Annotated in this window: 15 protein-coding genes; 5 read left to right on the plus strand and 10 right to left on the minus strand. The window is 42.5% G+C overall.

Annotated elements, in window-relative coordinates:
- Window positions 1–334: 334 nt before the first annotated feature.
- The 6 genes from VK664_RS29085 to asnS form a co-directional block, all read right to left on the minus strand.
- On the minus strand, window positions 335–1,768 hold the full coding sequence (locus tag VK664_RS29085; protein WP_461402255.1) for a COG3014 family protein: 1,434 nt from the start codon (window positions 1,766–1,768) through the stop codon (window positions 335–337).
- 103 nt (window positions 1,769–1,871) lie between these two features.
- The gene (locus VK664_RS29090; protein ID WP_461402256.1) at window positions 1,872–2,462 is read right to left on the minus strand and encodes a penicillin-binding protein activator LpoB; all 591 of its coding nucleotides are present in this window, start codon (window positions 2,460–2,462) and stop codon (window positions 1,872–1,874) included.
- 214 nt (window positions 2,463–2,676) lie between these two features.
- Window positions 2,677–3,108 (minus strand): hypothetical protein, encoded by a 432-nt coding sequence (locus VK664_RS29095; RefSeq protein ID WP_461402258.1) that lies wholly within the window; start codon window positions 3,106–3,108, stop codon window positions 2,677–2,679.
- A gap of 180 nt (window positions 3,109–3,288) precedes the next feature.
- Window positions 3,289–3,567, minus strand: a complete 279-nt coding sequence (locus VK664_RS29100) for a hypothetical protein (protein ID WP_461402259.1) — start codon at window positions 3,565–3,567, stop codon at window positions 3,289–3,291.
- Between the two features lie 1,223 nt (window positions 3,568–4,790).
- Complete coding sequence (locus VK664_RS29105) at window positions 4,791–5,735, minus strand: isopenicillin N synthase family dioxygenase (RefSeq protein WP_461402260.1); 945 nt, start codon at window positions 5,733–5,735, stop codon at window positions 4,791–4,793.
- Between the two features lie 195 nt (window positions 5,736–5,930).
- Window positions 5,931–7,373 (minus strand): asparagine--tRNA ligase, encoded by a 1,443-nt coding sequence (gene asnS, locus VK664_RS29110; protein WP_461402261.1) that lies wholly within the window; start codon window positions 7,371–7,373, stop codon window positions 5,931–5,933.
- A gap of 135 nt (window positions 7,374–7,508) precedes the next feature.
- Here asnS and feoB point away from each other — a divergent pair, with 135 nt between their 5' ends.
- The 4 genes from feoB to VK664_RS29130 all read left to right on the plus strand — a co-directional run bounded on the left by feoB (window position 7,509) and on the right by VK664_RS29130 (window position 12,740).
- Window positions 7,509–9,632: a ferrous iron transport protein B gene (feoB, locus tag VK664_RS29115; protein ID WP_461402262.1), complete on the plus strand. Its 2,124-nt coding sequence runs from the start codon at window positions 7,509–7,511 to the stop codon at window positions 9,630–9,632.
- 163 nt (window positions 9,633–9,795) lie between these two features.
- A complete protein-coding gene (locus tag VK664_RS29120) occupies window positions 9,796–10,398 on the plus strand; it encodes a hypothetical protein (protein ID WP_461402263.1) in 603 nt (200 codons plus the stop codon).
- Between the two features lie 34 nt (window positions 10,399–10,432).
- Window positions 10,433–10,999 carry a DUF1415 domain-containing protein gene (locus VK664_RS29125; protein WP_461402264.1) on the plus strand — a complete coding sequence of 189 codons (567 nt, stop codon included), beginning with the start codon at window positions 10,433–10,435 and terminating at the stop codon, window positions 10,997–10,999.
- A 91-nt stretch (window positions 11,000–11,090) separates the two neighbouring features.
- On the plus strand, window positions 11,091–12,740 hold the full coding sequence (locus VK664_RS29130; RefSeq protein WP_461402265.1) for a S8/S53 family peptidase: 1,650 nt from the start codon (window positions 11,091–11,093) through the stop codon (window positions 12,738–12,740).
- A gap of 34 nt (window positions 12,741–12,774) precedes the next feature.
- Here VK664_RS29130 and VK664_RS29135 read toward each other — a convergent pair whose 3' ends face one another.
- The 4 genes from VK664_RS29135 to VK664_RS29150 all read right to left on the minus strand — a co-directional run bounded on the left by VK664_RS29135 (window position 12,775) and on the right by VK664_RS29150 (window position 19,803).
- A complete protein-coding gene (locus VK664_RS29135) occupies window positions 12,775–16,149 on the minus strand; it encodes a caspase family protein (RefSeq protein ID WP_461402266.1) in 3,375 nt (1,124 codons plus the stop codon).
- A gap of 69 nt (window positions 16,150–16,218) precedes the next feature.
- On the minus strand, window positions 16,219–17,160 hold the full coding sequence (locus VK664_RS29140) for a DNA/RNA non-specific endonuclease (RefSeq protein ID WP_461402267.1): 942 nt from the start codon (window positions 17,158–17,160) through the stop codon (window positions 16,219–16,221).
- A gap of 81 nt (window positions 17,161–17,241) precedes the next feature.
- Complete coding sequence (locus tag VK664_RS29145) at window positions 17,242–18,333, minus strand: hypothetical protein (RefSeq protein ID WP_461402268.1); 1,092 nt, start codon at window positions 18,331–18,333, stop codon at window positions 17,242–17,244.
- Window positions 18,334–18,336: 3 nt separating this feature from the next.
- The gene (locus tag VK664_RS29150) at window positions 18,337–19,803 is read right to left on the minus strand and encodes a caspase family protein (RefSeq protein WP_461402269.1); all 1,467 of its coding nucleotides are present in this window, start codon (window positions 19,801–19,803) and stop codon (window positions 18,337–18,339) included.
- Window positions 19,804–19,876: 73 nt separating this feature from the next.
- On the opposite strand from VK664_RS29150, the gene VK664_RS29155 reads away from it, so the two are divergent.
- Complete coding sequence (locus tag VK664_RS29155) at window positions 19,877–22,405, plus strand: TonB-dependent receptor domain-containing protein (RefSeq protein ID WP_461402270.1); 2,529 nt, start codon at window positions 19,877–19,879, stop codon at window positions 22,403–22,405.
- Window positions 22,406–22,451: the final 46 nt, after the last annotated feature.

Below are 22,451 nucleotides of genomic sequence, written 5' to 3' on the forward strand. Positions count from 1 at the left end.
ACAAGAACCACTCCCAGCATGAGCAAAGGTATTAACCACGGGACACAGCCGCAAAAAGGCACAATCCCGCTCCCAACGGTGCGAAGAAGCGACCAAAAACTCTTGCATAATAATGCTGGTAAACAAAGAAAGCAAACCAGCACTTCGTGCCGTAGTCGGATTTACTGAAGCTGATCAGAGCAAAAAAGCCGATCGGAGACAAGAACAAAGAACGGCATGAGCAATCCCGCCAAATGCGGAACGGGACACAGCCGCAAAAAGGCACAATCCCGCTCCCAACGGAGCGAAGAAGCGACAAAGGACTGTTGCGACAAAGTGCTGATCAAAAAAAGGACTATCTCAAACTGCTAAGATTCCGGAACTGAAGAGAACCATTGCCCTCAACAGCCAGATCCATAGCCTCACTTGCTTTCCCGGAAGCAGAAGTATTGAACTTAAGAACATTCGCCCCAGGTGCAAGCGGAACGCGTGAATAATAAATCGTATGAGGCAAAGACTGCCAGTTCCTGGTATCTGCTTTTTCAGATGCCAAGGCAAATACCTGGATCGCCATGGCCAGCGCCTCTTTCTCGTTTTTGTTTTTAGCGTCTTCTTTAGGGCGGGCAGCAATTTCTGCAAGTTTTTTTACTGCCAGGCGGCTAAGGGCGAGCGACATATCCTTAATAAAGCGTTCGTTTAGTGTTGCAAACGCAAGCGCATTAATATTCTCTGCTTTTTCGAGATCGTATTGCCTGTTATTAATGTTTATGGAAGCGCCGGAGTAAAAAACCGGTTGTTCTTCGTAACGTGGAAACGCAATCCGAAGGGATCGCAGGTCTTCGATTTTTAAATCATCTGCTTTTACACCAGTACTAAAATCGAATGGAATAACAAAGGATCCTGTCTGATCGACGAATGCGAAAGTCCCAAACTCATCCTTATTAAGTGCGAAGATAAAATTGGCTTCCTTCTTAACTGGTGCAAGCCCGTTTTCCCAGAATACAACCACTTCACCACCAGTTCCAGGTTCTGCCGGAACATATTTTTGGCTGAGAAGCAGCTCATAACGTTCAAGCTCACCTGTAAATCCGTTAAGATAGGCGGTACGCAGCAGATCATTTTTTAGCTGAACCGGCATATCGACACCATACCAGGCATTGTTGTTTTCTAAATAAATATCTGTAGCATTGCGATAAGAGATAAAGGCGTTGTTGATATCCCCATTTCGTTCGTAAATCAATCCCTGCAGGATCAGGGAAAACGCATCATCAGAATACCTGTTGGAGTTGTTATTGGTTTTATCCTGCAGTGCATAACTTTTAATTGATATTCTCCTTGCTTCAACCAAAGCTTCCGAAGGTTGATTCAATGATAGATAATTAAGCGTCTTATAGTAGTGGATCATGAACTTCTCAAAAGCTTCGCCTTTGTATGATTGCATCATCGGGTTAAGCAGGGTTCCAAGAGCAACATCACCAACGCTTATATGGGCATCCTCCATATATAAATCGGCTTCGTTGAAATAATAATTACTGCTGTCGTAAAGTTTCATCATATGAGCCAGCTTACCTTTCTCAAGCAGGAACAATAACCGGTTACGTTTCGCTTTGAGTAGTTTATTTTTTCCAAGACTAACCGAAGCTGCCTGGTAGTCACCATTCACCATCTCGGCATAATAATTACCTATCCGCTGATTATAAGTGGCGCACGATGCCAGTATTACAACTGCAACGGTCGCCGCTGAAATCATTGCAGCAAACCTGGAAAAGTATTTATGGAGCGGGTTCATAACAAATTACAAAAGCAACCATTGCACTGATCGTCATTTTCCAGACGCTGAAGCCGGGAGACAACGAAGGTTATTAGTAAGGGAAGAAAGGGAAAGAAGCTAATTAATTCTTAACATATTTTGCAATCTTCTTGTCGCCTATCCATACCACTTCATTGGATTGAATGTTTGTCAGCTCAAGATTAACCTGGTAATAAACTACTTTCTTTCTTTTCTCTGAATCTACAATTGAATTGATAGATCCCTGGAGTATATAGTCGGCGCCTTGTTCGAGCCCGAATTTTTTCATGCTGGAAACCGATGCATTGCTTTGCTGATCGGATTTTTCAGCGCGCAGTTCTTCTCTTTTCTTACCACCTTGTACAAGGCGAAGCTTGCCGGATTTTATAAATGACTGCTCAACATCTTTTACAAAGGTCTCGGCCTCGATATGCTCATGGCTTTTATTGCTTACAAAGCCAACGATTATAACAGGCTTTTGGCCATTTTGTGATTGCTGATGATTGGAAACCCACTTATCATTCAAAATTGTACCAATCATTTCTTCAGCCACAAAACGGGAATCAGTATTGTTCCATCGACCACTAAGATCTATCTGCTCAGTTGGATCTATTCGTGTAACCTTGCGTGCACAGGAGGTTCCGACGACCGATACTGTTGTAACAATGGCAATAGCCAGGATAACTTTTTTCATCTTAAAGGGTTATTTGATCAGGGGTTATAAATCTTATTATAGTTCTTATTATAATTCTTGCTGCAATTCTTGTTGCAATTCTTGTTGCAATTTTTATTGCAATTCTTGTACAATTGTTATTTCAATTTCTACTTGCGATTCTTATTATAATTCTTCCTGATTCTTATTGCAAATCTGATTGAGATACCAATTATTATTATGAATTCCGGCAGTATTACCAATGCCATCCTATTCCCAAAGGAACAGGTAGCCCAATCCAGAAACCGTTGCCCCGGTATGGACGGCCATAATAAGACGAATTGTAACCATAATTATTGTAGTATCCATAGCCGTTAGCAGGATAGTTAGAGTTGTTGTTGTACCATCCAAACCTGTTTCTTACTCTTTCCAGGTGCAATTGCCTGTGAAATTCCCGGCGACGCTCGCGTGCTTCACGTTTGTCGGCCAGGTAATCTATAGCCCTGTATGTTTCCTGGAAAGTAGTTGAATGCCAGCTGTTAAGGGAATCTGCAAGAAACATATAACGGTCGCGGCTCTGCGCGAATCCAGGGTTTTGATTAAACACTAAAGCCTCTTGTGCCGTGATGGTAGTAGCAAAACTGGTGAATAAGAGAAGTACAAAATGGTAGAGGATGAATTTTTTCATGGTATCTTATTTTAGGGTTGCTAATACAAGAATACAAAGCAATACCGTTAAATACAAGTGAATACCGACTTGTTGGTGATAGGGGAGGATGAAACAGCCTTTTTTACCGATAAACCTACGAGCTCATGACTTCAAAATCGAGTTGTGGATCCCTTTATATTTACATTACTCTCAAATTGATTATGCAAGTTCAGGGCGTTCACTCGGTTCTTCCCTTCGCCGGATGGGCCTTTCGGTTGGTTTGATTTGCCACTGTGATTCCTGGTTAATACCTTTCGTTATGCCGCTCTCTGCTGTTGTCTCCGATCGGCTTTTTGTTCCCTGATCGGCTTTTTGTTCCCTGATCGGCTTTGTTAGGTATGCTTGTAGTGCTGGTTGCTGTTGGGCCCTGATCGGCTGCGGTAACTCCGGGCAGGAATCGAAGGTGGCAATCAAACCAACCTCAGGCCCATCCTGCACGTTCTAATCTCGTTCACTTAAGGGATATGCGACTTGTACAACAAAATTCACCATTCACTTATTGCAATAACCGGCATTGAAATTATCGGCATTGCAGAGATTGAAATGACATTGCTATGTTGCCGTTCTCTGAATTACAATTAGCAGCTATTCGGTTTATCGTACAACGCTTGTCAAAATTCATTTGCAACAATCTTAACCAATCTTAGCTACCGAAATTTCTGTTGTACATCATCGCATTTGCATTCTTTTCATCTAATTCGCAAGCAATCTGGTACAAGTGCTTTAATAAACTCCTCATAGCAAAGGAAAAAATAACGGTAGGTATTGCATCGATTGCTCGTTACAGCCTGGCAATGATTCAGCGCAGTAGTGATTCAGCGTTTGCAAGTGGCATCGTTTGCGGGTTGCTACGTTTGTAGGCAGCATTGTTTGCGGGCAGCTGTGTTTGCGGGTGGCAGCATTTGCACGCGGCAGTTTTTTTGCGGATGGCAGCGTTATCTCATCCAATGGAATGTGAGATCGGTTTGTATATTAGATCGGGAAGGGAATTGCAAAACGAATATCAGCTCATTTGTCATCTATGACTAATTAAGTGATTGGCTTATCACAAGATTTAATGCTGATTGAATGATGGGACAACGAACCTGCTATAGCGGACTCTTAAGAATTGTTATGACTAGTATGATATTCCCCCAAGTGGATGAGCTAGTTGGGAGCGGGATTGTGCCTTTGAGCGGCCTTCGTACCGTGGTCGGAGTTACTGAAGCCGATCAGGGAGATACTGCAACCAGCACTTGAAGAAACCCTAACAAAGCTGATCAGGGCAAAAAAGCCGATCGGAGACAACAACAAATAACGGCATAACGAAAGGTATTAACCACGGGACACAGCCGCAAAAAGGCACAATCCTGCTCCCAACGGTGCGAAGAAGCGACCAAAAACTGTTGCATAATAATGCTGGTAAACAAAGAAAGCAAACCAGCATGTCGTACCGTGGTCGGAGTTACTGAAGCCGATCAGGGGAGAACAAGCACCAGCACTTGAAGAAACCCTAACAAAGCTGATCAGGGCAAAAAAGCCGATCGGAGACAACAGCATAGACCGGCATAACGAAAGGTATTAACCACGGGACACAGCCGCAAAAAGGCACAATCCCGCTCCCAACGGAGCGAAGAAGCGACCAAAAACTGTTGCATAATAGTGCTGTACAAATACCAGAATTACTTTTTCAACCCAATCTCCCTAAGCCTTTCATCAAGATACTCCCCGGCAGTAGCATCAGGATAGGCTTTCGGATGTTTATTATCAACACATCCTGGAATACAGGCAAGGCTCATAGCACTTTTAGGATGTAGAAAAAATGGTATTGAAAACCTCGAAGTGTGCCACATTTCACGTGGTGGATTTACAACCCGGTGTGTTGTGGATTTTAACTTATTATTAGTTAACCTTTGAAGCATATCGCCAACATTCACCACGATCTGTTCAGGCAGTGACGTCACTCCAATCCATTCATTTTGTTTGGTAAGAATTTGCAACCCGTCAGCCGAAGCTCCAACTAATAATGTAATGAGATTGATGTCTTCATGTTGTTCCGCCCTTATAGCAGATTTGGGTTCGCTTGTTATCGGCGGATAGTGTATAGCCCTAAGAATTGAATTGCCATTATGAATATAATCATCAAAATAATGTTCGTCAAGATCAAGATATAAAGCGATTGCCTGCAACAAAGACTTGCCTGATTTTTCAAAAGCTTTATACGCTTTTATAAATGTGCTGTTGAAGGCTTCAACCTCATTCACTTTAACATTATCAGGGTACTCTGATTTTATAGGATCATTGTCTTCAACTACCTGGCCGAATTGAAAAAATTCTTTCAGATCAGGTGCATCGCTGCCTTTAGCGTGTTCTTTACCGAATGAGGTATAACCGCGCTGGCCGGCTAATCCCGGTACTTCATACTGCTTCTTTTTCTCTCCCGGCATCGAAAAAAATTCCTGGACATATTTATACAGATCAGCTATAAGTGCATCTGGTATGCCATGATTCTTCACCGCCACGAAACCAACATCTTCATATGCCTTGCCAAGTTTGTTTACGAAAGCCTGTTTCAGTTCAGGATCACCTGATAAAAAATCTGCGAGGTTAACAACTGGAATAGACATGGGAAAAGATTTAGATTGAAAATAGTAATTACTTAAATATAGTGATGAGTGATGAGTGATGAGTGAGTTATGAGTTGTAGGAGTTATAAGTTGTTACTCAACTTAATGATACATTGGGGCCAGTTATCGCACTCATCACTCGATAACCCACTCATAACTCATCACTCATAATTCATAACTTTTTTCTCCGTTTTTTTAAAATTCCGCATTTTTCGGCGTTCTCGGGAAAGGAATTACATCCCTGATATTTGTCATCCCGGTCACGAACTGAACAATCCTTTCAAAGCCCAGGCCAAAGCCTGCATGAGGCACAGCTCCATAACGACGGGTATCAAGGTACCATGATAATTCATCAACAGGTATTTTCAATTCTTCCATCCTCTGAACAAGTTTCTCCAGCCGTTCTTCTCTTTGAGAACCACCGACGATTTCCCCGATGCCCGGGGCAAGAATGTCCATCGCCGCAACCGTTTTGCCATCTTCGTTCTGGCGCATGTAGAAAGATTTGATCTGCTTTGGATAGTTTATCAGGATAACGGGCTTCTTGAAATGCTTTTCGACAAGATAGCGCTCGTGTTCGCTCTGCAGATCCATGCCCCAATCTTCGATGGGATACTGGAACTTCTTCTTTTTATTATGATTACTTTCTTTCAGAATTGTCAGCGCTTCAGTGTAGGTGACTCTTTCAAAATCATTGTTCACAACAAATAGGAGCTTTTCCATCAGTCCCAGTTCGGATCTCTCTGCCTGTGGTTTTTGTTTTTCTTCCTCCGCCTGGCGTTGAGCGAGGAATTCAAGGTCTTCTTTATTATGCTCCATTGCATAATTAATGATATACTTTATGAATTCTTCTGCGAGGTTCATATTATCCTCGAGATCATAAAAAGCCATTTCAGGTTCTATCATCCAGAATTCAGCAAGATGGCGGGCAGTGTTGGAATTCTCAGCCCTGAAAGTAGGGCCGAATGTATAAATATCACTAAAAGCCATAGCCCCCAGCTCGCCTTCCAGTTGGCCGCTTACGGTAAGATTGGTGGCACGTCCAAAAAAATCTTCCTTAAAATCTATGGCGCCGTCCGCTGATTTGGGGGGATTGTCCAATGAAAGTGTGGTCACACGAAACATCTCACCTGCGCCCTCAGCATCACTGGCCGTTATGATCGGCGTATGGAGATAGACAAAGTTTTTATCATTAAAAAACTTGTGAACCGCAAATGCGAGCTTGTGTCTGACCCTGAAAACGGCACCGAAAGTATTGGTGCGGAACCTGAGATGTGCAATTTCCCGCAGGTATTCAAGGCTCGGGCGGTTTTTTAACTGCAGGGGATATTTTTCTCCATCACAATCTCCAAGTACTTCAATGGTTTCTGCCTTTACTTCCACTTTCTGACCTTTACCCAATGAGGCAACCAGTTCGCCGGTTATCTTGAGTGAAGCGCCCGTGGTTATGCGCTTAAGCAGCGTTTCATCAAATTTGCCCAACTCAGCCACTATCTGCAAATTGCTGTTTGTGCTGCCATCATTCAGGGCAATGAACTGATTATTACGAAACGTGCGAACCCATCCCATAACAATTACCTGCCTGCCTGTATCATCACTGCCAAGCAGGTCTTTCACTCTTTGCCTTTTACTGAACATATATGTAGCTTTTAAAAATGGGAGCAAAGATAATAACGACAAGCGGTTTTTGGTCTCCTCCTTTAACGCACTCTTAATATCTTTTTACTCAAATCGTAACCGGGGGCCCGGTGTAATCAGTAATTTTGCAAACTTGTGGCATCTCGTAGAATAAACATAGGCCTTGTCGGAAACCCCAATAGCGGAAAAAGCTCTCTTTTTAATGCGCTGACTGGCCTAAACCAGAAAGTAGGCAATTTCCCCGGCGTTACTGTAGACAAAAAAATGGGTGATACGGTTATTTCACCCGGAATCACCGGTGTTGTGGTCGACTTACCCGGCACTTATAGTCTATACCCAAGACGGGAAGATGAGTGGGTGGCTTACAGGGTACTCATGCAGCAGGATCTGCAGGTGAAACCCGAGATGGTGGTCCTCGTTGCGGATGCCAGCAATTTAAAACGCAACCTGTTATTTGTTTCCCAGATTATTGACCTGAAAATTCCCGTTGTAATTGCCCTGACGATGCTTGACATCGCCAAAACAAAAGGCATTCATATTGACCTGCCGGAATTGGAAAGAGAACTCGGCGTTCCGGTGATTTCCATCAATCCAAGAAAAAACCGGGGAATTCCACAGCTAAAAAAAGCCATTGAACAGACCGCTAACAACCTTTATAAAGCCCCCGTTTTTGATTTTGTAAATAATGAGGCATTCGCAAAAGATGCCATCAGGGATGTAAAAGCACTTATTCCCGGGATGAGTAATTATAAGGCGATTCATTATCTTATCAATCATGAGTCCTTTGCACTCAACAATGATCTCCAGGAAAAGATTGAAGGGATCGAAAAGAAACATTCTTTTAATCATACACGAATACAGGCTGAAGAAATTTTGCAGCGTTACCAGCGTATCGGTGCGATACTGAAACAATCAGTGTCTGAGCCGAATCCATTGCAGAAAACAATGTTTACTGAAAAGCTGGATAACATCCTGCTTCACCGGCGTTGGGGTTACCTGATTTTGCTTGCGGTATTGTTTCTGTTGTTTCAGAGTATGTTCTGGCTGGCCGAATACCCAATGAACTTTATTGAATGGGCCTTTGGAGAGATGGGTTCGTGGGTAGGAAATATACTGCCTGACACCTGGTGGTCGGATTTGCTGGTGAATGGTTTACTTGCAGGGCTCGGTGGGATCATTGTTTTCATCCCGCAAATCATGATTCTCTTCGGGCTGATCACTATCCTGGAAGATACCGGTTACATGGCCAGGATAAGTTTCCTGACGGACAAGCTTATGCGAAAAGTTGGTCTAAACGGTAAAAGTGTGATGCCCATGATCAGCAGCTTTGCTTGTGCAGTGCCGGCAATTATGAGTGCACGTAATATCGAAAACAAAAAAGAGCGTTTACTCACCATATTGATCACCCCGTTGATGAGTTGCAGTGCGCGCTTGCCCGTTTATACTATCCTGATTGCATTGGTTATACCAAAAAAAGCGGTGTTGGGAGTTTTTGGCCTGCAGGGCCTGGTAATGATGGGTCTCTACCTGCTTGGGCTTGTTATGTCACTGGTTGTGTCATATATCGCCAAGTGGTTTATCAAAATAAAGGAGAAAAGTTATTTCATTCTTGAGCTGCCGGTTTATCGTGCCCCGAGATGGAAAAATGTGCTGATCACGATGTTCAGCAAAGCAAAAATCTTTGTTTTTGAAGCTGGAAAAGTGATCATGGTTATCAGTTTGATATTATGGGTGCTCAGCACCTATGGACCTAAAGAAAGGATGCAGCAGGTAGCTGATCAATTTGATGAGCAGATACGAAGTAACCCGGCCAGGGAAGAAGAACTTAAACGGGAGAAAAGTACAGCCTTGCTTCAAAACTCATATGCAGGTATCATGGGGAACGCAATTGAACCCGTTATCCGTCCCCTGGGATATGATTGGAAGATTGGTATTGCTTTGATAACTTCATTTGCTGCCAGGGAAGTTTTTGTGGGTACAATGGCAACGCTTTACAGTGTTGGCGAAGATGCCGATGAAAACAGTATGCTGCTGCGCGATAAAATGCAGCAGGCTAAAAAGGCAGATGGCACCAAAGTATATACCCTGGCTTCCGGTGTATCCCTGATGATATTCTATGTTTTTGCCATGCAATGTATGAGCACCCTGGCTATCGTAAAACGTGAAACACGAAGCTGGAAATGGCCCCTCATTCAGTTGGGTTATATGACCGCCCTGGCATATATCATGAGCTTTATAGCATACCAGTTGCTGAAATAATTACAGTTTCTGCCTGCCCCAGTATCCCCAACCTGTCCTGGCATTCACAATTTATTATTTTACAGGCACTTATCTACGAACAACAACATATTAGGCACTTGTCCAGGAACAACAACATTTTCCTACTTAATTCGTTTTTATGTTACCCTAAATCCGAACCCTTATGAAAAGGATAGTGTCTATCTTTTTAATGTTATTTTCTATCACTGCATCCCAGGCACAACCATCGTGGAAGGCCATCCGGGAGAATTTTCAGTTTGCCAAAAAAGTTGAAATCAAAGAATCAGCCGGAAAGAATTTCCGATATGAGATGGCCGTGCGTTCAGAAAGTCTTGACACCCTAGGTGGAGTCCGTTTTTTTGGTGCTGCCACCGACCGGAACGATAATCTTATCAGCAGCAAATTTGTAAATATTGAAAAAAGATCGGAGCAGGAATGGACCATCTTCACCATCGTAGGTCGCCTTCCTGAAAACACGGCAGCTGTCTGGTTTTTTACTTCTGTCACCAGTACCGGCACTTACTATTTTGACGATATCAGCTTGTTTCTTGAAACTCGACCAGGCTCCTGGAAACAACTTGGGATAATTAATTCGTCCTTTGAAGACAGCTCACCTGTATTGTTTGCAGGTTATGCAATCCCTGATCAAAAATCCAAAAATCCAAAGACTACCTTATCCGAAAAGATTTTTAAAACCGGCAAACATTCCCTGATGATCACTTACACAGATGAAAAAGAACCAAAGAATCTGCTTACGGGTGAATAAACGGATTTTGATTGCGCATCGATAACTTTGCGGAATGAATTCCGTTGAGCGCGCCATCACAGAAACCAGGAACTGGATAAACAACGTTGTTGTCGGTTGCAACTTTTGCCCTTTCGCAGCCCGCGAGTTAAAACTCGATACGATCCACTACCAGGTGGAATCTTCGACAAAACCAGAAGCGATCCTGCAGGCTTTTCTGAACGAATGCAAGCGGCTGGATGATAATGAAACAATAGAAACATCATTACTTATTCTCACCGAAGGTTACCTTGATTTTGATGACTATCTCGACCTTGTTGATCTGGCTGAACAATTAATAGAAGCGGAGGATTATGAAGGAACTTACCAGGTCGCAAGTTTTCATCCGGATTATCGTTTCGCCGGAGCTGCCCCTGACGATCCTGCAAATTTTACCAACCGATCCATATACCCTATGCTTCATTTATTGCGTGAAGACAGCATCGAACGCGTATTAGAAAACTTCCGGGATCCTGATTCCATACCTTCAAACAACATGGCATTTGCAAAACAAAAAGGATTTGCAGCAATGGAAGCATTAAGGAAGGCATGCCTGGTTAACGATGGCAATAATACCATATAGTTGTATTGTGTGAATCTTTGGCTTATCATAGCTTAGTGGTCTCCGTCATCCCATTAACAAAATACCTGGATATTTCATAAACGAAGCCATCATGCCAACTCATTTTAACAAACTTCTCATCCGTACAAACAGTAATTCCCGCGACATCGACCAATCGATCGGGGAACAGGTAAACATTCCAGGCAGGGAACCGATATCTATAGTAGAAACGCTTCCTTCGTTGGCTAATTTATGGGACGACGCACATGCTGTTGTTTCTGAAAATCCTGAGATCAGGTTTGCAGAACCCGAGGTTAATTCAAGCGCCCCGTTTTTTGCCTATAGTGAAGATGCTGAAGAACGCGGGTCAGCGATACCTGTGAATCAAAATGAATTCATAGACTATTGGCCACATCCTGAAACTCCCGGCGTTTGGCACCTTGGTGATGAGTTTTCTCAGCTAAGTAAAGCCAGGGCGGAAATAGCAGCAATTCCTGTTCGTCGTGTTGTTCGGATAGCACATCTTGATACTGGTTATAGCGCCAAACATTTGTCTACTCCCATATCACTTATCCGCAAAGATCTTGAGCGCAATTTTGTGGATGACGAGCAGGATAGATGGAATAATGCCGAAGATCCCTACAGCTCCGGTACTTTAAAAATGCCAGGCCATGGTACCGGCACACTCAGCATATTGGCCGGGGCAAAAATGGCTATGCCGGCCTGCGATTTTGAAGATTATATAGGTTTATACGACCAGGTGGAAATTGTGCCTATACGTATAGCCGCCTCAGTAGTGCTTCTAAAATCCGCTGCATTTGTAAAAGCCCTTGATTATATCGTAAATGAATTATATCCTGATGCTGAAAAAAGAGTACATATTGTCACGATGAGTATGGGCGGGGTAGCTTCAGGAGCATGGGCAGACCTTGTGAACCTTGCTTATGAAAAAGGTATTTTTATTGTAACAGCGGCAGGCAACAACTTCAATAAATTACCCGCGAGAACAATGATCTTCCCGGCCAGGTTTAACCGTGTGCTGGCTGCCTGTGGAGTTACTTTTGATTTAAGTCCTTATGCCAAGATAAACGGCGGTAGTAGTTTTCGCGTCATGGAAGGAAATTATGGCCCCAAAGCCCTTATGGATACCGCTCTTGCTGCGTTCACACCAAATGTACCCTGGGCCAACTATAATCATAATAACGTGGTTAGTATCCGTGGTGATGGAACATCTTCAGCTACTCCACAGATTGCGGCAGCTGCGGCACTTTATCATATAAAATATTTTGACGAGCTCATGGCATTGCCCGAAGGATGGATGCGGGTAGAAGCAATCCGTCATGCACTGTTTGAATCGGCAAAAAAAACAATGGCCGGAAGCAGTCGTGATTATCGTAAATATTTCGGACAGGGCATACTACAGGCTGCAGATGCTTTAAAAATCCAGGTGGCTTCACCTCAGTCACTAACTAAGGAAAAAGAAGATAAGGTTTCATTCCCATTGTTGAAAGTAATATTTGGTTTACGTGCCATTGAAGACGAAAACTATAAAGAAGATGAAATGCTCGAAACGGAACTGATGCAACTGGTAATTACTGATCCCATCCTCCAGAATATACTTGACCAGGAAGAAAAAGATGCAGAAGACCTTGATGACAAAGAACAAGTTCGCATAGCCGATGCCGTTATCGACAATCCCCATGCGTCATTGAAGCTAAAAGAAAAAATGCAGCAGATACTTAACCAGGCAAATTTTAATTAGTCAGATGGTCATTGTTTTAATAAAAACAATTTTATTAACCCGTCATTATTTTCTCCAGCGCAACCTTGTTATTAAAATAATTCATATGGTCGGAAGGCACATAAACCAGTTCAGGGATATGTTTCCAGCCCGCTACATTGCCACATTCTGTGATGCTTTTATCTGTCACTGCAACATCATTTGCCTGTTTAAACAGCACCAGGTCCAGTGTATCATACAATCCTCTTTTACGCAGGCGGGTAAAAATTCTTTGTAAGGCAGTGGCCGTTTTGTCATAATTGGGAATGATATCTTTTGTATTGCCTGCGATAATTACATATGGGATCTGCGGATCCGTTCCGTCATTCAGCGATTTGTATATGCCGGTATCCTTATCCATTTGTTTAAGCGTTACCTGTGCACCGCCGGCGATTTTCCCGGCTATATTCAAAACAAACATCCATGGCTTCAGAAATGCTGCGCCGTTTAATGCATATGTTAACAGCGTTTCTGCCATATCACGAACATCTGCCCAGGGTGTTCCATTATTTGGTGTACCGAGCATCACCAGCCTGCTTGCGACGGCATTCCCTGACAGCTTCTCAATAAACCACCTGCTAACAAGGCCTCCCATTGAATGAGCTACAATGATTAAGTTTTTTGAATGACAACTACCAAGTCCCACCGAGGATAATCTCTCTTTTAACAGGGCCGCATTTTCTTCAATAGTAGTATGTAAATTTTCATAATCAAAACTCAGAATAAGATCTGCTTTTTCAACCAGGCTTTTGGTAGTTGTCTGCGTACGCACACATTTCACCATCGATTCCGTGTCACCAATGATACCATGCACGAACAAGAGAATGTTCTGTGAGGCAGCGATTGCCTTCGACACAATTTCTTTATCCGGTTCAAATTTTACTGCCAGTTCCTTATCCACTTCAACCATAGCCAACCTCGGGTAATCAAATTTAAAACCGAGCTTTTGCCCTATGACCTTTTGGAAATATAGTTTTATAGAGCCGGTAAAACTTCTTGATGTAATAGCCGGATCTGCCGGGCTAACTTCAGGTAAGGCTTCGATAATAATCTGTCCCGACTGGTTCCCAAAACCTATTGGATAGTAAATATTATCAGCTGTATCATATCCTATTGCGACAACATCACTCAAATCTGTTTCAGGTATATTTAATACAAGCGGTGTTTCCGGAGTTACTGATTCAGCTTGATGCACATCCACTAATTCAAGGATGTCGAGCTGATCAGATGAACGGGTGCCTGCCATAAAATTGAAAGGTTCAAGAAATGAGTTACTGTTAGTAGTATGGGGAGCCCGGATTGAGTCAACCGAGCGGCCGGTAATTGCAGAGCTTACCAGGGCAGCTTTTGCTTTTAATGCAGGATGTGGGGCTATGATTACAGATTGCAAAGTGGTGGCTTTACCGGGTGCAATATCTGTTTTGCCGGGAGGACGGACTATACGAAATCCAAATGTTTCGGTGGCCCAGCTGAATGCTCCTACAGGCGTTTTAGCTACAATAGATGAAGGGCTGCGGTCATCACCTGATCTGGATTTCATAACAGGCAAGTCCAGGCCATCCTGCCTTAATTTATCAGTATCAACAGGCTGTGATGAAATGAATAGTTTAAGATATTCAGTGATCTCATTATAACCCAACCCGGCATATGTTTCATCAAGGTTGAGGAGTACCAGCTTTTCCTCTGATTCTTCGTTTACAAATGTCAACCATGCTTCGTTCCCCGGAGCCAGGAGCTGAATGTCTTCAAAAAATTCAGTTGAGATGGAATAATCAAATCCGAGATACGCGTTGCTGACAAAGAGCGGCACCTGGCCGGTATTTTTTATTGACAACCTGAAAGCTGGTTGATGCCATTCGCCACCTTCGTCCTCGAGATAATTGAAGTCATTGATACTATTTGTTAAATCGAGTTTTTCGAAATCTGTTTTATTGTAACTACCAGCCAGAGTATTCCTGTATAAGGCGAGTTCATAAGGCCGTCTGATAAATGATGACTGTGTTAATTCAAGCAAGGCTGTCCATTTAATTACCAGCATTATTCTTTCAATCACAAACAACAAAACCTCAGCAGTATTTACTTCTATCGGCTTAATAAGGGGATCCAGGGAGCCAGGTTTCGTGATAAAAATCTGTTTCCCTTTATTCCTGATAATGAAGCGGCCGGCATGGTCTTTTGCTAACTTTAATGAAGGTTCCTTGTTTTCTGAAATTAGCTTTTCAAACATAGTTTTTTGATCATGGCTGAACGACGGATCAAATGAAACCTCCATTGGCTGGTTTGGCTGACTTATCACCTTTGCTTCATATATTGATGTACCGGTAACCATCCCTGGCAGTTCTGCAATTGTTGAAAAGTCCGGGGCGGGAGTACCTGTAACAACGGTAGAGCCTATGCCTTCTATCGCTATTTCATCGCCCGTAGAAATTCCATGGATAAGTCCTCCCTTGATGCACCATTTCCATCTTGCATCATAATAAACAAGAAAGGGCTCTCCTGCACCACTCACTTTTGTGAGAAAAAAATCATCAGCAGATTCTTTGTGTTCGCTGCCGTTTATATGAAGGCCGGGATTCTGATCCGACACCAGGTTCTTTACAAGAAGTCCTGTTTTATTTATTAAATCGCGATAGGATATCCGGCCATTTACGGAGTACAGAATTTTCAGAAGTGAATGGGTAAAGGCACCCCGCTTCAACCCGTCAATGTTTAATTCCTTTGCTGTTTGATTTTCACGGGAAGCAGCCAAATGAATATGGTTGCCCTGGCGGAATGATGCTTTTATATCGCCAGTCACCGGGTCTTGTTCAGGAATATAATATTTGATTCCATTGATTGTAGATTCATAACCCAGGTATTCTTTAAAACTGGCCGCTTCAGACGCGTCAGGCATCATACGGTCAGTTATTCCACTATCATCCAGGTCACGTGTTATAGTACCGCAATGGCAACAATCTGTAATTACAATAAACCTTGTTTGTTTTTTACCGGCCATCGTTTTCCAGATCAGGTAACCCATTTCCTTATCCATCAGGTCCTTTCCACCAGGTATGCGGCTGTCGATACATACGAATGATTCACTGCGCATATCAGCTTCTGACCAGAATTCCTTTGGCGCGGGGGACCAGGAGCCATGACCACTATAGTAAAAAAAACAGGTGTCGTTTTCAGCTGCGTTGTTGAAATGATCAAAACCAGCAATAATATTCGCCCTGGTTGGTGTGATGGAATCCTCGTCTGTAATTCGCTTAAGCTTTAGCGTTATATCTTTAGTTGTGCCATACATTTTTTGTAAATAGTCCTCAACGGCCTTTATATCGTTGATACAACCACTCAGTGGTTTTACCGGGTAGTTATTGATTCCGACCAGCAGAGCATAAATTGTTGCCATTTTTTTTATTTGATGATTTTAAGAATGATTAGTTAAACCGTGATGACGATTGGTCTCTGGTCTCTTTTGCTATATAAGGATATTTTCAAGTTGATAGTCGATAGGAGAATCGGCGAATGAACCTTCTTCATCCATACCTCTTGGCCTTTCTACTTCTATCCGTTTAAGTATCAGTTCACGGCTGCTTTGTTGTTTGAATGGGAAGGCAACACCCTCATGAAAAAACTTAATCCCTGATATTTTCTCAATGAAACTCACACTTACCTGGTAAGTTGTAGCTTTCGGGAACATCATAAATACATCTTCTAATTCTTCGACTGCGCTGCGGGTCACATCATCTTTATCATAGGTAATTGTTTTATCTTCCAGCAGGAGGTTCCGGTGGCTCATCATAAAACCAACTGCTTGTAAACCCTGGACTGCCTTGTAGTAGATAACTTTCCAAAACGCGACCGGCACTCTCACAAGTTCGCCGTTTATTGCGTTGATGAAATAGGGATCATGCGGAAGCAATAAAGGTCCGGTCATTACAGATATTTTGAGTTCATTGGGATCAGCACCTTTTTTAACCAGATATTGTTCGAGTGAACGCCATGCGCCGCGGTTTAAAGAACCATGTTGGGGCACACAATTCGTGTAAAAAAATGTATCGGCACCGGCAAGAGTAAGCTCTTTTTCTTTTCCCCATAAAACTTCCTGGAAAGAGGTGAGATGCCCCTCATCAAAATCGTTTTCACGATCCTCGCCTGCACTGATAGATTTGTACAACTCATCACCGAGCTGGAACTGGTCTTCAAGTTTCGAATCTTTTTTGAAACCGCCCTTGCGGTCAATTGGTTTCCAGCTGCGACCATCCGTATTTGAGGCCGAGAAATAAGCAAATTTTCTTTCTGGATTCATCACTATACTATGATGATGATAATGAAGAGGAGTGCCGGGAAAAGCATCTGCAGCAACTATCTCTGGCAACGGTATCCGGAAACCGGATATAAAATTTGGGTTGTAGGGCATAACATATCGTTATTAACGTAAATAAAAATTATTTTATAGCGACGAGATAGAGCAAGGCCGTTCTGATTAGTGTAAAGGTGTTCAGTCTCCCGCATCAACGGTTTGCTGGATATTCGCCACCGTTGGTTGATTATTGGCCTTACCAAAAAACTTACCAAGCGCTTTATCATGAGAGCCTCTTGAAACTTTGATAAGAGAACGGAAATCATTTTTCGAATCGACCCCTGGAAGTATCCTGGCTGCCTCCTTCCACAACTGCTTCACTTTCCCGGTTACAAGGTTTCCATCAACAACTTCCTGGGTGCCCTTTATTGCCTGGTTCAATATTTCCATTTGTTTGGAATCAAGTGCGTTGCTTGTCATCGCAGTCTGTGTACATTCCTTCACATAATTCGCTGAAAGAATATCGAGTGTTTTCTTATCTGCATTGATGATGGAGTGGTTGGCAGGCCCGGAAGGTGCCGACCCGGAGGATGCCGCAACCGGCTCTGCCGCGCCCGGTGCCGAAGAAGGCGGGGCGGTGGGTTTTGCAAGCACTGGTATGTCTATAAAGGCATAATCAAAATCTTCTGTAGCTGATTCAAGATCTTCCAGGCTATAAAACTCTCTGAAGCGTAGTTTGCCATTTACAAGGCTTAGTAATGTACTTGCATTTTTATATGCGTCGAAATAAGTACCTGGCCTTCCAACATGATTAAAGAAAAGTGTGGCAAATCTCTCAGCAAGAAATGCATTTATCGCACAGCCGCAGATAATCATAACAAGCTTGTTAGCACTTTGGGCCTTTGCTCTTTTCTGAACAATCTTTTTTGCAAGGTCAAAAGTATCACAGGCATTAAAAAAGCCCAGCTGTAAATTTCGCAGGTTAATATTGATTACATCTGCCATGCGATCGGTGTCACTGATGAAATTATCGCTGAACCTGAGTGCGCCGTCCTTGGCATGACCTGAAAAATAAAATATATCGAACTTGTCGCCATATTTTGAAAAGTTGGCTATTAAACGATCAGCAGTAAAAATTTCATCTTTCATATAATAGATAACATCGCTGAATACAAGTCCATGCAGCAGATCTGAAATTTTTGTTGCTTCCTCAGAAAGATTAGGCAGGTATTCTTCCTGTTTCATACTGTTTGAAAAAACAGTATAAAATGTAGGTTTTGTGGTTGGCATACTTTACAAATGAACAGTTAACGTATCTGAACTAAATATTGAATTCTTAACAATCGTTATAAATGCAAGATAATTTGCCGGATCAGCCAGGTGAGTTCCGAGTTCCGAAGGTGACATTGCGCGATATTCTGCAAGATCATCTTCCCTGAACATTACCTGTACTGTTTCAAGGCTGAACATCTTTGTCAGCACTTCGTCTTCTTCCGGAGCGGTTGCTCTGCCCAGGCCCTTCTTATTTTTCACCAGGGTCTTGTAGAGTTTTTGAAATACTGATGCCCGCTTCTCTTCTTCATCATTTGATGATAAACTTTTAATTTCAGTATCCACGGTCAGCCCTTTTTCTTCAAGCGCGGCATTCAACACAGATCCTTCGGCCTGCGGCCGCTCAGGCACCACACAACAAACAGGAAACCCACTGCTTTTGAGGAAGCGGTATTGCTGGTAAGCATGATCCCACGGATACATACCCGGTTCCTCACAATTACAACTGCAGTGATAAACGGTAAGATCTTCTTTTTCCGGAATGGCAAGGGTTTGTGATACTATGAACTGTTTCAATTCAGATAAGCTTTCATGAACCCCTGTTAATTCGACAATAAGGCCACCGGTTTCATTAATAAAGTCCATCCTGTTCGCACTGCCTGGTATATATGAAGAACCAAATGGCTTTATTTTTAACAGCTGCTGATGATTGTTTCCATAGCATACGAGATTAGGTCTTTGAATTCCGGTTAATGCTCGTTTAGATCTCACCAGCAACTCCTGATAAGAACCAATATCGCCGTTTCGTTCCAGGATCTTCATGATTGTTTTCGTGAACAGGCCATTGTTTCCATCTTCCATAGCGTATTCATCGTCCTGGCAAGCGCCCAATTGTAAAACCGCTGCTGCAATATCATCATCCTTTACCAATGGCATGCGCATCAATGGTTCATAAATATTGCGGTTGGCCTGGAATGTTTCAAAAAGTTGCTCACGGGGAACAAACCTTTTCACTCTTGTATCCTGTTCCGTCTCATCCACACCCTTGGTCACAGAACCGCTGTGACAACTATCTGAAATTACAAATATGTTAACCCCGGCTTTGAACCGGCTGAATCGGGCAAAAAGTTCATCATCCAATAACTGTCGGTCATACAGGCACCAGGTTTCATCCTGGAAATCATCCTCATCATAATTTTTGTCTTCGACTATACCACCATGACCCGAATAAGTGATGATAAGATTATCACCATCATTAAGTTCCTGTATACTGTAGTCAAGAAAGCCCAATACATTTCTGACATCAGGCATATTTGAATGGTCACTTGTCAGCAAAACTTTTGAAAGTTTGCATCCCTCTTTCTGTGCAAGCTGATGATAAAACAATGCATCATTCTCACAGCCTTGCAACCTACCGTCCCAGCCGCGATAGTGGTTCTTGTCGACACCATTTATTCCAATATGAAGAGAAAAGGAACAGGCAGACATTTTTTTTATTGTAATTTAAACTGATTTCTGCTTAAATGAACAGCATACCCACTTAGTTCCTGAAATTGGGTAGATGAGGGGAATGCAATTTGCTTTGCAGGTCAATGCTTTTAAGGTATTTTACAGCGCCATGAAATGTTTGTTTATAAGATTATCATCTCAACTCAGAGTTACATCAATTGTTATTATCAGTTTGCTGGGTTCTTTGCTTGGTTCAACCTGTGTTTTAGGTCAATCTTCCGGTAATATGATGTTGAAAGGGAAGGTAACAGACTCTGCGTCGGGCATTGCTTTGCAAGCAGCAAGCATACAGGTGTTCACATTACCTGGCAACGCGCTCGTGACCGGCAAACTGAGTACTGTATCAGGAGATTTTGAACTACCCCTTTCTGCCGGAACTTATACAATGGAGATTAACTATACCGGCTATAACACATATTCAATAAAAAGTTTTGTACTGGATGCCACCAGGCCGGTGTTTGATGTTGGCACTGTCCGGTTAGCCAATTCCGGAAAAACGCTTGAAGAAGTAATCGTACAGGCAGAAAAAAGTTCGATGACCTTGTCGCTGGATAAAAAAGTTTTCAATGTTGGCAAGGACCTTGCCAATGCAGGTGGATCAGCTGCAGACGTACTCAGTAATATTCCATCGGTTTCTGTTGATCCCGAAGGTGCAATTAAGCTCAGGGGTAGTGAGAATGTAAGAATTCTGATTGACGGGAAACCTTCTGGCCTGGTTAGTTTTAAAGGCGGAAGCGGATTACAGCAATTACAGGCAAGTATGATTGACCGGGTTGAAATTATTACAAATCCATCTGCCAGATACGAAGCTGAAGGCATGGCCGGCGTACTGAATATCATTTTGAAAAAAGATAAAAGACAGGGTTTTAATGGTTCATTCGAGTTAACAACCGGTTATCCAACCAACCTTGGCGCTGCAGCAAATCTCAACTACCGGCATAAGAAGATCAATTTCTTTATTAATTATGGCATTGCATACCGGAGGCAGCCTGCAATAGGTTCTATGTACCAGGAACTTTACGAGAGAGACACCACTTTCATTCTCCAACAATCAAACGATGCAATAATAACCGGGTTTAATAATAACATCCGCGGCGGACTCGATTTCTACTTCAGCGAAACCAGCGTACTCACTGCTTCTTATCTTTTCCGCAGAAGCGATGCAAACAGGCAGACAGATATCCGCTACGATGATTACATTTTTGATAAATCAGATCTGAAAAGTTATACAACCCGCAGACAGGACGAAGATGAAATAGAACCAAACTCAGAATATTCGTTGATATATAAAAAGTCGTTTGGCAAAAAAGGACATGACTTTACTGGTGAGGTTAAGTTTCTTGATAACTGGGAAAACTCCGATCAGACTTTTACTCAACACTATTTTAGTGCTGCTGGCGTCGAGGATAAAAACCAATATATTTTACAAAAGTCGGTAAACGATGAATTTGAAAAACAGTTATTATTTCAGCTCGACTATGTAAGACCCGTTGCTAAAGAAGGTAAGATCGAAACAGGCTTAAGAAGCAGTTTCAGAGACATGACCAACGATTATGTTGTTACCCAACAGAATGCTTCCGGAGGCTTTGATCCTTTACCTGGCCTCGACAATATATTTTTGTATGAAGAAAATATTCATGCCATATATGGGATTGCTTCAAATAAAAGCAATCGCTTTTCATACCAGGCAGGCCTCAGGGCAGAATGGACAGATGTAAAAACAGTTTTGAAAGAAACCAACCAGGAAAATCCACGCTCTTATGTTAACCTGTTTCCAAGTGCGCATATTTCGCTTGAGTTACCAAAGGAAAATGCTTTACAACTTAGTTATAGCCGTCGCGTCCGACGTCCGTTCTATAACGACCTGAGTCCGTTTATGACATTCTCAGACAGTCGAAATTTCTCCAGCGGAAACCCGGATCTTAATCCGGAATTCAGTGATGTATTCGAAATAGGCCATATAAAGTATTTTGAGAAAGGATCGATTACTTCGGCTCTTTACTATCGTGACACAAAGGGAAAAATTGAGCGGATAAGAAGAGTAGATAGCATTGGAAATTCGATCACATTACCTCAAAATCTTATTGGCGAAAAGGCGATGGGAATTGAATTTACTAGCAACTACTCCCCTTATAAGTGGTGGAAGCTCGACTTCAATGCGAATTTTTTCTATGCTAATATTGATGGAAGTAATATTGTAAAATCTTATGAAACCTCGACTTATAGCTGGTTCGTAAGGCAAACGTCAAGGTTTACATTTCCAAAGGCACTTGATATCCAGCTCAGGGCAAACTATGAAGCTCCCCAGAAAACAGCGCAGGGAAAAAGAAAATCATTATATTATTTTGATTTCTCTGTAAGTAAGGATGTGTTTAAAGGTAACGGCACCTTGAACATGAGCGTACTCGACATATTCAATACCCGGAAATCAAGGAACATCACTGAAGGATCAAACTTTTATTCCGAAAGCACATTCCAGGGCAGAAGGCGGCAATTGAATCTGACCTTGAATTACCGGATCAAACAATCTAAGCCGCCGGCAAAGACAACCAAGGCCGGAGCATCAGCGGAAGAACAGTAAAGAGAGTTATGAATTATGAGTTATGAGTTATGAAATAAGTGGTGAG

Source organism: Flavitalea sp., assembly GCF_035489435.1.
Classification (GTDB): domain Bacteria; phylum Bacteroidota; class Bacteroidia; order Chitinophagales; family Chitinophagaceae; genus DATHKG01.

Coding starts and splice junctions, on each gene's coding strand:
- VK664_RS29085 (WP_461402255.1), bottom strand. CDS start 1,768: ATGAACCCGCTCCATAAATACTTTTCCAGGTTTGCTGCAATGATTTCA.
- VK664_RS29145 (WP_461402268.1), bottom strand. CDS start 18,333: ATGCCAACCACAAAACCTACATTTTATACTGTTTTTTCAAACAGTATG.
- asnS (WP_461402261.1), bottom strand. CDS start 7,373: ATGTTCAGTAAAAGGCAAAGAGTGAAAGACCTGCTTGGCAGTGATGAT.
- VK664_RS29140 (WP_461402267.1), bottom strand. CDS start 17,160: ATGCCCTACAACCCAAATTTTATATCCGGTTTCCGGATACCGTTGCCA.
- VK664_RS29125 (WP_461402264.1), top strand. CDS start 10,433: ATGAATTCCGTTGAGCGCGCCATCACAGAAACCAGGAACTGGATAAAC.
- VK664_RS29150 (WP_461402269.1), bottom strand. CDS start 19,803: ATGTCTGCCTGTTCCTTTTCTCTTCATATTGGAATAAATGGTGTCGAC.
- VK664_RS29095 (WP_461402258.1), bottom strand. CDS start 3,108: ATGAAAAAATTCATCCTCTACCATTTTGTACTTCTCTTATTCACCAGT.
- VK664_RS29120 (WP_461402263.1), top strand. CDS start 9,796: ATGAAAAGGATAGTGTCTATCTTTTTAATGTTATTTTCTATCACTGCA.
- VK664_RS29090 (WP_461402256.1), bottom strand. CDS start 2,462: ATGAAAAAAGTTATCCTGGCTATTGCCATTGTTACAACAGTATCGGTC.
- VK664_RS29105 (WP_461402260.1), bottom strand. CDS start 5,735: ATGTCTATTCCAGTTGTTAACCTCGCAGATTTTTTATCAGGTGATCCT.
- VK664_RS29135 (WP_461402266.1), bottom strand. CDS start 16,149: ATGGCAACAATTTATGCTCTGCTGGTCGGAATCAATAACTACCCGGTA.
- VK664_RS29130 (WP_461402265.1), top strand. CDS start 11,091: ATGCCAACTCATTTTAACAAACTTCTCATCCGTACAAACAGTAATTCC.
- VK664_RS29155 (WP_461402270.1), top strand. CDS start 19,877: ATGAGGGGAATGCAATTTGCTTTGCAGGTCAATGCTTTTAAGGTATTT.